The sequence below is a fragment of the Flavobacterium bizetiae genome (assembly GCF_024271895.1).
GTDB classification, from domain to species: domain Bacteria; phylum Bacteroidota; class Bacteroidia; order Flavobacteriales; family Flavobacteriaceae; genus Flavobacterium; species Flavobacterium bizetiae.
Window position 1 is genome coordinate 3830789 of the sequence record NZ_CP091861.1, and the last position, 14449, is coordinate 3845237.

Annotated in this window: 15 protein-coding genes; 6 read left to right on the forward strand and 9 right to left on the reverse strand. The window is 32.3% G+C overall.

Annotated features, from left to right (window positions below):
• The first annotated feature begins 110 nt into the window (after positions 1-110).
• The gene (locus L0669_RS16250; RefSeq protein ID WP_194614678.1) at positions 111-731 is read left to right on the forward strand and encodes an L-threonylcarbamoyladenylate synthase; all 621 of its coding nucleotides are present in this window, start codon (positions 111-113) and stop codon (positions 729-731) included.
• 80 nt (positions 732-811) lie between these two features.
• Positions 812-1849, forward strand: coding sequence for a carboxypeptidase-like regulatory domain-containing protein (locus tag L0669_RS16255; protein WP_263758830.1), 1038 nt, complete (start codon positions 812-814; stop codon positions 1847-1849).
• A 229-nt stretch (positions 1850-2078) separates the two neighbouring features.
• On the opposite strand, the gene L0669_RS16260 is transcribed toward L0669_RS16255, so the two are convergent.
• The 3 genes from L0669_RS16260 to L0669_RS16270 are packed head-to-tail and all read right to left on the reverse strand — an operon-like array spanning position 2079 to position 4435.
• Positions 2079-2912 carry an OmpA/MotB family protein gene (locus tag L0669_RS16260; protein WP_173973036.1) on the reverse strand — a complete coding sequence of 278 codons (834 nt, stop codon included), beginning with the start codon at positions 2910-2912 and terminating at the stop codon, positions 2079-2081.
• Between the two features lie 34 nt (positions 2913-2946).
• Positions 2947-3966 (reverse strand): glycosyltransferase family 2 protein, encoded by a 1020-nt coding sequence (locus tag L0669_RS16265; RefSeq protein ID WP_263758831.1) that lies wholly within the window; start codon positions 3964-3966, stop codon positions 2947-2949.
• A gap of 22 nt (positions 3967-3988) precedes the next feature.
• Positions 3989-4435, reverse strand: coding sequence for a type I restriction enzyme HsdR N-terminal domain-containing protein (locus tag L0669_RS16270; RefSeq protein ID WP_173973038.1), 447 nt, complete (start codon positions 4433-4435; stop codon positions 3989-3991).
• A gap of 71 nt (positions 4436-4506) precedes the next feature.
• Between L0669_RS16270 and holA the strand changes: the two genes are divergently transcribed.
• The 3 genes from holA (at position 4507) to ettA (ending at position 7534) form a co-directional block, all read left to right on the forward strand.
• Positions 4507-5511, forward strand: a complete 1005-nt coding sequence (gene holA / locus L0669_RS16275) for a DNA polymerase III subunit delta (RefSeq protein ID WP_173973039.1) — start codon at positions 4507-4509, stop codon at positions 5509-5511.
• Between the two features lie 68 nt (positions 5512-5579).
• Complete coding sequence (locus L0669_RS16280; RefSeq protein ID WP_035680915.1) at positions 5580-5762, forward strand: CAL67264 family membrane protein; 183 nt, start codon at positions 5580-5582, stop codon at positions 5760-5762.
• A gap of 80 nt (positions 5763-5842) precedes the next feature.
• Complete coding sequence (gene ettA / locus L0669_RS16285) at positions 5843-7534, forward strand: energy-dependent translational throttle protein EttA (protein WP_173973041.1); 1692 nt, start codon at positions 5843-5845, stop codon at positions 7532-7534.
• A 371-nt stretch (positions 7535-7905) separates the two neighbouring features.
• On the opposite strand, the gene L0669_RS16290 is transcribed toward ettA, so the two are convergent.
• Both L0669_RS16290 and L0669_RS16295 read right to left on the reverse strand, forming a co-directional pair.
• On the reverse strand, positions 7906-8322 hold the full coding sequence (locus L0669_RS16290) for a thiol-disulfide oxidoreductase DCC family protein (protein WP_263758834.1): 417 nt from the start codon (positions 8320-8322) through the stop codon (positions 7906-7908).
• Between the two features lie 319 nt (positions 8323-8641).
• Positions 8642-10807 carry an endonuclease MutS2 gene (locus tag L0669_RS16295; protein WP_263758835.1) on the reverse strand — a complete coding sequence of 722 codons (2166 nt, stop codon included), beginning with the start codon at positions 10805-10807 and terminating at the stop codon, positions 8642-8644.
• A 110-nt stretch (positions 10808-10917) separates the two neighbouring features.
• Between L0669_RS16295 and ung the strand changes: the two genes are divergently transcribed.
• Positions 10918-11589 carry a uracil-DNA glycosylase gene (gene ung / locus L0669_RS16300; RefSeq protein WP_263758837.1) on the forward strand — a complete coding sequence of 224 codons (672 nt, stop codon included), beginning with the start codon at positions 10918-10920 and terminating at the stop codon, positions 11587-11589.
• A gap of 238 nt (positions 11590-11827) precedes the next feature.
• Here the strand turns inward: ung and L0669_RS16305 are convergent, their stop codons facing one another.
• The 4 genes from L0669_RS16305 to L0669_RS16320 form a co-directional block, all read right to left on the reverse strand.
• Complete coding sequence (locus L0669_RS16305) at positions 11828-12214, reverse strand: DUF4258 domain-containing protein (protein WP_263758839.1); 387 nt, start codon at positions 12212-12214, stop codon at positions 11828-11830.
• Positions 12215-12250: 36 nt separating this feature from the next.
• On the reverse strand, positions 12251-13450 hold the full coding sequence (locus L0669_RS16310; RefSeq protein ID WP_065450091.1) for an alanine dehydrogenase: 1200 nt from the start codon (positions 13448-13450) through the stop codon (positions 12251-12253).
• Positions 13451-13534: 84 nt separating this feature from the next.
• The gene (locus tag L0669_RS16315) at positions 13535-14008 is read right to left on the reverse strand and encodes a GNAT family N-acetyltransferase (protein WP_263758840.1); all 474 of its coding nucleotides are present in this window, start codon (positions 14006-14008) and stop codon (positions 13535-13537) included.
• Between the two features lie 11 nt (positions 14009-14019).
• Positions 14020-14445 (reverse strand): hypothetical protein, encoded by a 426-nt coding sequence (locus L0669_RS16320; protein WP_263758841.1) that lies wholly within the window; start codon positions 14443-14445, stop codon positions 14020-14022.
• Positions 14446-14449 lie beyond the last annotated feature (4 nt).

The following is a 14449-nucleotide window of genomic DNA, read 5'->3' on the forward strand; positions in this document are numbered from 1 at the left end:
TTACGCAAGGAACACAAAGCTTTGCGAAACTTTGCGTAAATCTTTGCGAGCTTTGCGGTTAGGTCATATTACAATAAATCTGAAACAAAATAAACTTTAAACAAAAAAAAATGGCTGAGTTCATAAAAATATATCCTGATAAACCTAGTGAAGCCGCAATTGCCAAAGTGGTAAAAGTGCTTCAGAACGGAGGTTTAGTAATTTATCCAACAGATACTGTTTATGGTTTAGGTTGTGATATTACCAATTCGCGTGCTTTAGAAAAAATCGCAAAAATAAAAGGTGTGAAATTAGAGAAAGCGAATTTCTCGTTTATCTGTCATGATTTGAGCAATTTATCAGATTATGTACGTCAGATTGATACATCGACTTTTAAAATTTTAAAAAGAGCGTTGCCTGGTCCTTATACATTTATTTTACCGGGAAATAATAATTTGCCAAAAGAGTTCAAAAAGAAAACAACTGTTGGTATCCGTGTACCGGATAATAATATTGCGTTAGAAATTGTTCGTCAATTGGGTAATCCTATTGTATCAACTTCTATTCGCGACGAAGATGATGTAATTGAATACACAACTGATCCGGAACTGATTTTCGAAAAATGGCAAAATCTTGTCGATCTTGTTATTGATGGCGGTTACGGAGATAATGTTGGTTCGACAATTATTGACTTGTCAGAAGGCGAACCGGTTGTTGTTAGAGAAGGAAAAGGAGATATAGATATATTGTAAGAATAATTCAATACAATATCTTGGATATTAAAAAAAGGTTTGGTTAATTAGCTAATAATTAATCAAACCTTTTATTTTTTATGAAAAATCTTTACCTTTTTTTATTCTTATTTTTTTCTATTTCGATATTTTCCCAAGGCATTCTAAAAGGTAAAATTACAGGTAAAGATAATATTCCTTTAGAAGGAGTAAATGTTTATTTTGACGGAACTACATTTGCCACCGTTTCAGATGCAAACGGCGATTATTCTATAAGATACGAACCTAATTCTAATAGTGTTTTGGTTGTTAGTTTTATGGGGTATGAAAGAGAATATCTTAGTGGTTTAGATAATACTAAACCGTTGAACATTAAATTGACAGTTTCTAAAAATCAATTGAAAGAAGTTGTTATTAATAAAAAAGAATTATTTACAAGAGCTCAGAAATTAAAGTTGTTTAGAGAATATTTTTTAGGCCAAACAAAAAATGCAAAATCAACTGTAATATATAACGAAGATGATATTCAGTTTAAATATGATAAAAAGAACTTAATCTTTACTGCTTCTTCTGATAAGCCTTTGGTTATCGTAAACAGTTCTTTAGGTTATAAAATTAACTATGAATTAGTTGGTTTTGAAATTGCATTTGATAAAGTAAGTATTAATTCTAAAGATGTAATAAATAACTTTTATCAGGGAGTAAGTCGTTTTGAGGAAGTTAACAATTCTGCAGAAAATTTAGCACGTAGAGAAAAAGCATTTCAAGGTTCGCAAGTTCAATTTTTCAGGAATCTGGCAAATCGCGAATGGGGAGCAGATAAATTTTTATTATATAGTGATTCTCATAATATTGATCCAAATGCGCGTTTTACAATTAGTAAAAAAGACGATCTTGTAAAAGTAGAAATTCTTCCGCAGCCAAAAGGGGAAATCAAGAATGAAGAAAACATAAGCGATATAGTAGCTTCTTATAAAGTTATGTTTAATAATAGTGAATCATCAAAAATAGTTTTCCTTACAAATAATTTTTCAATATATAAGTACGGAAACAATTCTGATATCAATAATATACTTTTCTTAGGTAAGATTGCAGAAAAGAAAGTGGGTGATTTATTACCCTTAAATTACGGAATGTAATAAATAATAGCACCTATAATAGCTCACGTGGGCTATTTGTAAAAAAAAACTTAAATGGTATAAAAGTTAAAAATAAATACCTAACTTTAGATTAGTTAAAATTTAGTTAGTTATTTAAGATAATGCTATTCTTAATTTATATTTAATTGGTTATTAAAAAAGTTAGGGATACATAAAAGCAGGTCAATTGACCTGCTTTTTCTGTTTAATAAAGTATGTAAAACGAGGATTATTTCGCTTGTTTTTTCATTTCTTTTTCAATCATATCATAGAATTGATCGATTTTTGGCATAACCACGATACGAGTTCTTCTGTTACGAGCTCTGTCATCCGGAGTATCATTAGCAACTAATGGTACGTAAGAACTTCTACCAGCTGCGATTAATTTAGCAGGATTAACTCCAAGATCATTAGTTAATACACGTACAATAGATGTAGAACGTTTAACACTTAAATCCCAGTTGTCTAACAAAATTCCGTTGCTTTTGTAAGGAACGTTATCTGTGTGACCTTCAACCATACATTCGAAATCTGGTTTGTCGTTTACTACTTTTGCAACTTTAGCTAAAACACCTTTAGCTTTATCAGTTACGTCATAACTACCGCTTTTAAATAATAATTTGTCTGCGATAGAAATAAATACAACTCCTTTTTCTACGTTGATTTCGATATCCGGATCATTAATTCCAACAGCACCTTTTAAGCTTGTTACTAAAGCTAAAGTTACACTGTCTTTTTTAGTTAATGCATCCTGAAGTCTAGAGATTTTTAAATCTTTCTCTTTTAAACTTTCTAGAGATTTCTCAAGATTTTCAGCTCCTTTAGTTGTTAAAACTGTTAAGTCTTTAGATGTGCTTATTAAATCTTGATTATGTTGTTTATAGCTTTCTGCTGTAGCTGCTAACCCTGCTTTTTCCTCTAAACAAGCATTTAGTTTTACGGTGCAAGAGTTTAATAAATCTTGGGTTTCTTTGTTCTTAGCTTCTAATGCTGCGTATTGCTTTTTCGATACACACGAAGTTAAGGCCATTAATACTGATAGTGCAATTACTATTTTTCTCATAGGTATTATATTTAATTAAACGTTGATTACAAATTTAGTTCTTAATATTTTGATTACTGTTAAAGATTTCTTTAAATACGGTCAGTTTCTTTATGTAATACAAGAAAACGATACTTTTTACAGTATAGTATTGCTGTATCTGAAAATCTTTTCTCTTTCGCAAATAACTTAAAGATATGCAATAAAATGAAAAATGTGCTTTCAAAATTGCAAAAGTATGCTGAAATTTTCCTTGTGTAAGAAAACGGATACCAGCAATACCATCTAAAACCATTCTGAAGAAAATCACGAAAAATAAACCTTTTTTAGGTAGATTTTTAACAAGCATTAATAATGAATTTCTAAAATTCAAATAGGTTTTTTTAGGATTTCCCTGTTGTAAAGTCGCGCCTCCAACATGATAAACAACTGATCCTGAATTATATTTTATAATATGTCCTTCATTTGCAGCACGCCAGCATAAATCAATTTCTTCCTGATGCGCAAAGAAGGTTTCATCAAAACCACCCAGATCATGATAGACTTCGCTTCTTATAAAAAAGCAAGCTCCTGAAGCCCAGAATAATTCACAATTATCATCATACTGACCATTGTCTTTTTCGATAGTATCAAAAATACGGCCACGACAAAACGGAAAACCATATTTATCGATAAAACCTCCGGCACCACCAGCATATTCAAAATATTCCTTATTCTTAAAATCAAGAATTTTAGGCTGAATTATAGCGGTTTGTTTTTCTTTATCGAAAGTTTCAATGATAGGGTTTACCCAATTTTCAGTTACCTCGATATCTGAATTTACTAAAGCGTAAATTTCAGCATCGATATGTTGCAATGCATCATTATAACCTTTTGCAAAGCCATGATTACCACTGTTTACAACTATTTTAACCGAGGGAAAATTTTGTTTGATAAAATTTATAGAATCGTCTGTCGAAGCATTATCAGCGACATATATTTGGGCGCCTTCCGAAAATTGAACAACGGAGGGTAAAAACTGCTCTAACAATTTTACGCCGTTCCAATTTAAAATGACAACTGCAATTTTATCCAAAAGTAATTTTATTTAATATTATTTATTCTTTGTAATCCGGCAAACTTCTTAAAAACTGATATTTTTCGTTCTCAAAATCCATTTGACAATAAAAATGATTCAGACCGTTTGTGACATTCAAAAACCGTGCCTTCATTGTCATGTTATAACGGGCAATTTGATCAAAAGTTGCTTGAGAAATTTTTACACCAGGCGCTTTACACTCTACTAATATATGTATAGAACCATCCGGATTAAAGACAACAACATCGTATCTTTTTCTTAATCCGTTGACTGTTAAAACTTTCTCAACATTGATTAAAGATTTGGGGTATTTTTTTTCATCAATTAAATAATGAACTACATGCTGACGCACCCATTCTTCTGGAGTAAGAATGATAAATTTTTTCCTGATTTCATCGAAAATAGACACTTTATTTTCGCTATTTTTGAATCGGAAAGTATAAGAAGGAAAATTTAATTGCTGCATAGCGCAAAAATATAAAATAGTTTCAGGTTTCAGGTATATCTTGAAACTTTAAACTAGAAACAAAGAATTGAATGGACGAAGTTGTAAAAATTGTTAACGATATTAAAGCCGGAAATATAAAGCCTATTTATTTTTTAATGGGCGAAGAGCCTTATTATATTGATAAGTTGTCTGAGTATATTGAGCAGAATATCCTTTCGGAAGAGGAAAAAGGATTCAATCAAACGGTTTTATATGGTAGGGATGTTTCTGTAGATGAGATTGTTTCAACGGCCAAGCGCTATCCTATGATGGCTGATCGTCAGGTTGTTATTGTAAAAGAAGCACAGGAATTGTCCAGAACAATTGATAAAATCGAGTCTTACGTAAATAATCCTATGGAAACTACGGTTCTGGTCTTTTGTTATAAATACAAAACACTTGATAAACGTAAAAAAGTTACTAAGCTACTAGCTCAAAACGGAATCGTTTACGAAAGTAAAAAACTGTACGAAAATCAGGTTGGTGACTGGATAAAACGTGTTCTTGCTGGAAAAAAATACACCATAGATCCAAAAGCAAATGCTATGTTGGTGGAGTTTTTAGGTACAGATTTAAGTAAAATCAACAATGAATTAGAAAAATTACAGATCATTTTACCGCAAGGAACTGTAATTACACCACAACATATCGAAGAAAATATTGGTTTTAGTAAAGATTACAATGTTTTCGAACTTCGAAAAGCAATTGGAGAACGTAATCAGCTTAAAGCCTATAAAATCGCTGAGAATTTTGCACATAATCCTAAAGAATATCCACTGGTAATGACAACAGGATTGGTTTTCGGATTTTTCATTCAGCTTTTAAAATACCACGGACTTAAAGATAAAAATCCTAAAAATGTGGCCACAGCAATTGGTGTAAATCCTTATTTCTTAAAAGAATACGACCTGGCGATAAAGAATTATCCAATGCGAAAAGTGAGTCAGATCGTAGGAGCATTGCGTGATGTAGATATTAAAAGTAAAGGTGTAGGAGCCAATGCTTTACCTCAAGGTGATTTATTAAAAGAAATGCTTTATAAAATATTTAATTAAGCCGTGAAAATTCACGATATTTGCATCTCTAAAAAAAATACTACTTTTAAAATAATAATTACACAATTATGGGAATGAATAAAAATACCGTTTTAGGATGGGCTACATTTATAATGGTACTTATGGGATTGTTACTTATAGGTCTTGGAGCTTTTAGATACAGAGATGTCTCTGGCTGGGGGTTTGTAGCTGTTGGAGTTGGTTTTTTTGCTAATGCCTGGGTTTTTAATGCATTAAAAGGAAGAGTTTAATTCTATTCAATATCAGTTGCAAAAAATCAATTGCAATAAAAAAATAAAAATTTAAGATTAATAAATATAAAAAATAAAAAATGTCAGACGATAAGAAAGTAATTTTCTCAATGCAGAAATTGAGCAAGACCTATCAGGGAGCAGACAAACCGGTGCTTAAAAATATTTACCTGAGTTTCTTTTATGGTGCTAAAATTGGTATTTTAGGACTTAACGGATCAGGAAAATCTTCTCTTTTAAAAATTATTGCAGGAGTTGATAAAAATTATCAGGGAGATGTTGTTTTTCAACCTGGTTATACTGTAGGTTATTTAGAGCAAGAGCCAATTCTTGATGACTCTAAAACTGTTATCGAAATTGTTCGTGAAGGAGCTGCAGAAACTATGGCTGTTCTTGAAGAGTACAATCAAATTAATGATTTATTCGGTCTTGAAGAGAACTACTCAGATCCAGATAAAATGGATAAATTGATGGATCGTCAAGCAGCTTTACAAGACAAAATTGATGCTCTTGGTGCTTGGGAAATCGATACTAAATTAGAAATTGCAATGGATGCTTTGCGTACGCCAGAAGGTGATACGCCTATCAAAAACCTTTCAGGAGGAGAGCGTCGTCGTGTAGCATTATGTCGTTTATTATTGCAACAGCCAGATGTATTGCTTCTGGATGAGCCTACCAACCACCTTGATGCTGAGTCAGTTCTTTGGTTAGAGCAACACTTAGCGCAATACGCAGGAACTGTTATCGCTGTAACGCACGATAGATATTTCCTTGATAATGTGGCTGGTTGGATTCTTGAGCTAGATAGAGGAGAAGGTATTCCATGGAAAGGAAATTATTCTTCTTGGTTAGATCAAAAATCTAGTCGTATGGCACAAGAGGAAAAAGTTGCCTCAAAACGTAGAAAAACTTTAGAGCGTGAGTTGGAGTGGGTACGTCAGGGAGCAAAAGGGCGTCAAACAAAACAAAAAGCGCGTTTACAGAATTACGATAAATTATTAAACGAAGACCAAAAACAATTGGATGAAAACCTGGAAATCTACATTCCGAATGGTCCACGTTTAGGTACAAATGTTATTGAAGCTAAAAATGTTGCCAAAGCTTTTGGAGATAAATTATTATACGATAATTTAAATTTTACTTTGCCACAAGCAGGTATTGTTGGAATTATCGGACCAAACGGTGCTGGTAAATCTACCATTTTCAAGATGATCATGGGAGAACAGGCTACAGATAGCGGAGAATTTTCAGTTGGTGAAACAGTGAAAATCGCTTATGTAGATCAGTCACATTCTAACATTGACCCGAATAAATCTATTTGGGAAAATTTTGCCGACGGTCAGGAATTGGTTATGATGGGCGGAAAGCAGGTAAACTCAAGAGCTTATTTATCTCGTTTCAACTTTGGTGGAGGAGAGCAAAACAAAAAAGTATCGATGTTATCTGGTGGAGAGCGTAACCGTTTGCACTTAGCGATGACATTAAAAGAAGAAGGAAACGTACTTTTACTAGATGAGCCTACGAATGATTTAGATGTAAATACACTTCGTGCGCTTGAAGAAGGTTTAGAGAATTTTGCAGGTTGTGCTGTAATTATTTCGCACGACAGATGGTTCTTAGACAGAATCTGTACGCACATTTTAGCTTTCGAAGGAGATTCTGAAGTATATTTCTTCGAAGGAAGTTTCTCTGATTACGAAGAAAATAAAAAGAAACGTCTTGGTGGTGATTTAACTCCAAAACGTTTGAAATACAGAAAGTTGATTAGATAATAATCTGATAAATTTCAAAATTAAAAATCCCAAATTCCAATTATTGTGAATTTGGGATTTTTATTTTATTTAAAGATTTATTATTTCTAAATCGATTATAAGAATATTTTTTTTCAGGAGCTAATCCCGCTATCCGTTCCAATCTTTTGTGGTGAACCCCACCACAAAAGGATTTTCTCTTCTATCGGGGCTAGGGTAATTATTTTCATAATAATGTTTTTGTGTAGTTTGTCATTTAGAGGAAAGAGAAATCACACTAGGAATTCCTCAAACCAAATTGCCAATCTTTATGGAGTTACGCGTGTGATCCCTCGTTCCTCGGGATGACAATATTGTGTCAAATTGGAATTTGAAATTTCAAATATTGGAATTTAAATAAACTTCGCCTTCAACTCCGGAGTAGGAATCATACAGCTTTCTTTTTTGCCGTACCATTTGTAACGGTTTTTGGCAATATAATCGTAAATATAATTTCGAAGTTTTTCTGGGAAAATTTTAAAAATAGAAGCAAGGTTATAAAATCCACCTAAATCTTCTCCAATTTCCAAAACTGCCGAAGATTTATAATAATAAGTAACGCCGGGATGGTATAAAATAATACTATCAATTTTGGTTTGATCGACACCTATATAATTACAAATTTCTTTTCCCAAATCTGATTGCAAGGCTACAAATCTAAAAGTATCTTTTTTGTCATGTTTAATAATAAACTGAACTGCGCCGTTGCATAAATTGCAAACGCCATCAAAGAGAATTATTTTTTTATTTTGTGGAAGACTGTCTTGCATTTGGAAAAGTTTCAAGTTTAAGGTTTCAAGTTGTTAAGCTTTGTCAAAGTTTTAAACTTTGACAAAGCTAATATCTACTTTGTCATTTATAACTCCTCGAAATGATAAAAAAGGATTATCAATTTTTGTTATTAAAAAATAATAATTAATAATTTTTATAAATCAAAAACGACTTTCATAAATTATTTTTAAGAGATTTTTATAAAATATCCATCTTCTTAATTGTCTTTTTAAAAATCTTTCTTCAAATCGCTTTATTTTAATTTTCGATAAAATTTAAGCTATTTTACAGCTGAAAACTGCCACTGCGACTGAAAACTTATTTCTTAGCAGCTTCAACTAATTCCAATTCATCTAAACTTACTTTCGAGGTAAAGATTCCGTAATTTACAGTTGCTTTATTTTTTTCGATCGAATCGATACTTCCAACAGATCTTCCGTCGAGCATTCTAACTCTGTCTCCAACTTTTAAAATTGGTTTTGGTTTTTCGATAACCGGTTTAAGTTTCTTTTCTTTTTTCTCTTTCCGAATTTCTTCAACCTGAACCGTAACTTCTGCAATAACTTCTTTTTTCTTTTCGATTATAGCTTTGGTTTCTTTTGGAGTAGCTTTTTTACGTTTTGAATTTTCAATTTCTATGATTTTCAAAAATTCTCCAATCAGTTCTTTTTTATTTTTATTGTTGAAATATTTCTCGGAGATATCTTCAATTTTCTGACCAATGTAAATTGTCTTTTGATTACTATCATATAATTCCTGATAGCTTTCTAATTTCTGTTTGATTTTCACATTGATGTTTTCCATCTTCTTGCTTTCCTCGCGGGCACGGGTTTCTTCTTCTTTTAAATTAATAGAAGTTTTTTCAAGTTTAGATCTTTCTTTTTGAAGCGTTGCAATAGTTTTATCAAAACGAACTTTTCCAACTTCAATTTTCTTTTTCGCACGATTGATCAATCCAAACGGAATTCCGTTTTTTAAGGCAACTTCAAAAGTAAACGAACTTCCGGCCTGACCTAAAGCTAGCTTATACATTGGTTCAAGCGATTTTTCGTCGAACATCATATTCGCATTTGTAGCAAAAGGCAATTCGTTTGCCAAAATTTTCAAATTCGAATAATGCGTTGTAATAATTCCGAAAGCTTCACGATGGTAAAATTCTTCCAGGAAAATTTCAGCCAAAGCACCACCTAATTCAGGATCTGAACCTGTACCAAATTCATCAATTAAAAACATGGTTTTCTTGTTGCATTTCTTCAGGAAATAATTCATGTTTTTTAATCGGTAACTATAAGTACTTAAGTGATTTTCAATAGATTGATTATCTCCAATGTCAGTTAAAATTCTATCGAATAAAAATGTTTCGCTACGTTCGTGAACCGGAATCAACATACCAGATTGTAACATCAATTGTAGTAAACCAACTGTTTTAAGCGAAATTGTCTTTCCTCCGGCGTTTGGTCCGGAAATTACAATTATTCGGTTATCTTGTTTTAATTCAATAGTTTGAGGATGCGTAACTTCGTTTTTCTGTTTATTGTTTAAATACAAAATAGGATGATATGCTTCTCTAAAAAACAATCTTCTTTCTTCGGTAATTGTGGGTAAAATTCCGTTTATTCTATTGGCGTATTTTGCTTTTCCGGCAACGACATCAATGTCACTCAAAAATTCTTGATACTCAATTAATAAAGGTAAGAATGGACGAATTTCATTTGATAATTGCTTTAGAATTCGCGTAATTTCTTCTTTTTCTTCGTATTCTAAATTGGCCAATTCTCTTGAATATTGCAGCGTAGCTTCAGGTTCGATATAAGCAATACTTCCGGTCTTGGAAGTTCCTAAAATAGAACCTTTTACTTTTCTGCGATACATTGCTAAAACGGCTAAAACTCTACGGTTTTGTACAAAACTTTCCTTGATATCATCTAAATATCCAAGACTATTATTATGAGAAAGCGCAACGCCAAAACTTTGGTTTACTTTACCGCGTACTATATTCATATTCTGACGAATACTCAACAAACCTGGTGAAGCATTGTCTTTAATCTCTCCGTATTTGTCTACAATAGCATCAATTAAAGTAACAATATCTTTGGTGTATTCTACTCGAGAAGCTCTTGCATTTAAATGCGGATAATAATCATCAAATTTTCTAAGGAAATTCAATAAGAAATTTGATGTTGATGAAAGTGTTGCTATTTTTCTAAAACTTCCTACTTCCAAGAAACTGTCTTCGATTGCCAGAAATTTAATTTCGTGCGTTATGGCGTCAAATCCGTGATTGGGAATTGCGTTATTATTTTCAAAAGACGACACATACTCAGATGTTTGCATTAAAGCCTGCATCAAAGTTTCTTTGTCTCTAAATGGTGTTATTTTTAAAGCTTTTTCTTTTCCTATATCTGTATTACAGCCAGCCGAAATAGTTTCGAGCACTGTTGGAAATTGTAAATCTTGTAATGTTTTTTCGGTAATGGATATCATTTATATCGTAAGTTGTAAAGGTTCAAAGTTACAAAGTTTTACAACGAAATAGCACTATTAATTAGTACTTTGAAAAAAACTTTGCGTAATTTGTATTAAAATCTATTTGAATGAAAATTAATCTTTCTGCAGACTGGCAAGCTGTTCTGGCAAACGAAATTGAAAAACCTTATTTTAACGAATTGCTTTTGTCATTAGAAGACGAATGTAAAAATCATATTTGTTATCCGCCTTTAGATTTAATTTTTTCAGCGTTTAATCATTGTTCTTTCAATGATGTAAAAGTAGTTATTATTGGTCAGGATCCTTATCATGGAGAAGGAGAGGCTAATGGATTGAGTTTTTCGGTTAATGATAATGTAAAAATACCGCCTTCTTTGCGTAATATTTTCAGAGAAATAAATACCGATCTTGATGCTGTTTTTATGCCGACTTCAGGTAATTTAGAAAAATGGGCAAATCAGGGCGTTTTACTTTTAAATACTTCGTTGACAGTTCGAAAAGATACTCCAAATAGTCATAAACATCTCAAATGGAATTTGTTTACAGATGCGGTTATTCAGGCTATTTCTGATCAAAAAGAAAATGTTGTTTTTCTGTTATGGGGAAGTTTTGCCCAGAAAAAAGGATCTAAAATTGATCGTTCTAAACATTATGTTTTAGAATCCGGGCATCCATCGCCAATGAGCGCCAATCAGGGAAAATGGTTCGGAAACAAACATTTTAGTAAAACGAATGAATTTTTGAATTCTAAAGGAATCAAAGAAATTGAGTGGTTTTAGAACACGCATTTCATAAATTATCACAAATCTAAATTCGATTCGTTGCAATCTTCTCGCTTCTCGAAACTTAAAAACCCGACGAGAATCTTGTTATGAAAATGATTGTCCTAGCCCCGATAGAAGTGGAAATCCTTTTGTGGCGGTGTTCGCCACAAAAGATTGGAATGTATAGCGGGATTAGCTCCTGAAAAAAAAACTTATTTTTATCATCAAAATTGAAATGACAAAATAGGAAATTCTATTTTTCTACAGGTTTCTTGATAATTTCGTCTAAAACTGCTTTGTTTTCGTAGTTAATTACCTTTAGAATTACTTCCTGTTTTTTAACTGTTTTTCCTTCTATAATATATAATTTTCCTTTTTTGAACGGAACATTACTTTGATCAAAATCAACGTCTCCAAATTTCAAAGTGTTTTTAATATCGGCTGTATCAATCCATTTTTCATTTAAAGTCTGAACTGCTTTTTCAGAATATTGAAAAGGTTTTGTGCGCAAATTATTTAAAACTCTGGCATTAGGAAAGTAGTTGCAACGGGTGTCTTTTCCACTAAAAACAAGGGCTACAAAAAAGCATCCCATAACCAAACCAACTAAATAATAAGCGAAACGATGTGCGAACTTCATGAAATAAAATTTTTGCAAAGGTACATTAAAGTTCCCTTAAAATACAAGTAAATTGATATCGTTATCAGGTAAATCAAACCATTCGCCAATTGCTTTATTGGTTAAAATTCCGTGATAGAGATAAATTCCGTTTTTTAAACCTTTATTGCATCTTATAGCACTTTCTAAACCACCATCTTCTGCGATTTGAAGTAAATACGGAGTTAAGATGTTACTGATTGATAATGAGGCGGTTTTGGAGTATCTTGAAGGAATGTTTGGTACGCAATAGTGCAAAACATTACTTTTTATAAAGGTGGGTTTCTCGTGAGTGGTAACTTCTGAGGTTTCAAAACAACCTCCGGTATCGATACTAACATCTACAATTACGGCGCCTTTTTTCATGTGCTCGACCATAGTTTCTGTGACTATAATCGGACAACGTTCTTTTCCGCGCATGGCACCAATGGCAACATCGCAACGTCTTAACGCTTTTAATAATGCTTTTTGCTGTACGGTAGAAGTAAAGATTCTTTGGTTTAAATTATTTTGTAAACGGCGTAATTTTGTGATCGAATTGTCGAAAACTTTTACATTTGCTCCTAAACCAATGGCGGTTTTTGCAGCAAATTCGCCAACAGTTCCGGCTCCCAGAATAACAACTTCGGTAGGAGGGACGCCAGTAATGTTTCCGAATAATAAACCTTTTCCGAATTCGTCTGTAATCATCAACTCAGCTGCGATAAGTATCGAAGCTGTTCCAGCGATTTCGCTTAATGATTTTACAGCAGGATAAGATCCGTCTTCGTCTTTGATGTATTCAAAAGCAAGTGCTGTAATCTTTTTTTGCGCCAAAGCTTCGAAATATTCTTTCTTTTTGGTTTTTAGCTGAATAGCCGAAATGATAATCGTTTCAGGATTGATCATTTTAATTTCTGCTATAGTAGGAGGTTCTACTTTTAGCAGCATTGGGCAGCCAAAAACTTTTTTGGTATCTTTTGTTACTTCCGCTCCCGCATCAGAGTATTCTTTGTCTGAATAACTAGAACTTTCTCCGGCTCCGGATTCTATCATAACGCGATGACCTTCGTAAGTCAGCGAGTTTACAGCATCTGGAGTTAAGCAAATACGACGTTCCTGATAACTTGTTTCTTTAGGTATTCCTATAAAAAGTTCTCTCTTGAATCGGCCAACTTCAAGTTTTTCTTCTTGTGGCAACAATTGTTGTTTCGTAAATGGAGTTAAGGTGATTGACATGGGTTGTGCGAAAAATTAAGAGTACAAATTACGTAAAAAGTTTTAAAATCAGTGTAAAAATTCTGCTAATACTATGTCATGAAATTAAGGGATGTTTTTTTGCATTTTAATATCGGCTCTTTCATAATTTACATTTCCGAGTGGAACTTCAACAAAACCGAATTTTTCATATAAATGAATTGCCGGAAGTAATTTTCGATTTGAATACAAAATAAGTTTATTGATATTGTTTTCTTCAGCTACGACCAAACAATGAGTTAGTAATTTGTTTCCAATTCCAAGACCTTGTGCTTTATCAGAAACTGCCATTTTACTCAGCTCAAATGTTGTATCGTCAATCTTCATTAAAGAAGCCGTTCCAATAATTTCGTTATTATATTTAGCGTAGAAAATAAGTCCGCCTTTATCAATAATTTCTTCTTGCGGATTTGAAAGTACTATTTCATCTTTTTCTTCTACTCTAAAAAACTTTTGGAGCCATTCTATATTTAAAGTTTTGATGTGGTCTTTTAAATCTTGAGAAAAAGGGATTATTTCTACTATATTTTGGGTATTCATTCAGTCTGATTTTATTCGTAAACTACTTCTATTTCAAACAATTCTTCTGAACTTCCCTTATTGCCATTACTATTCAAATATAAAACTTGGAAAGAAGTTCTTTTTCTTTTTGGATCCATCAAAAACATCACGGGGAATGTTATTGGATTTCTACTGCCAATATTCTTTCCAGCCATTGTAACTTTATTATCTTTTGATTTTAGCATTATTCCTGTCAAGCAATCATGACATGGAGTGTCTGAATAGTACTTTACTGTAATAGAATCGCCAATTTTGTAATCACTTGCTTTTAAAATAAGCGGAGATTTATTAGTATATCCATTATATTCTTTGATTTTTATTTTATTATAAAAAACATGCCAAACACTTATTGTATCAGAAGCTTTGCAAAAGCTAGAAATTAGAAAAAATGCAATAAGGATTTTTAATTTCTTCATGCTT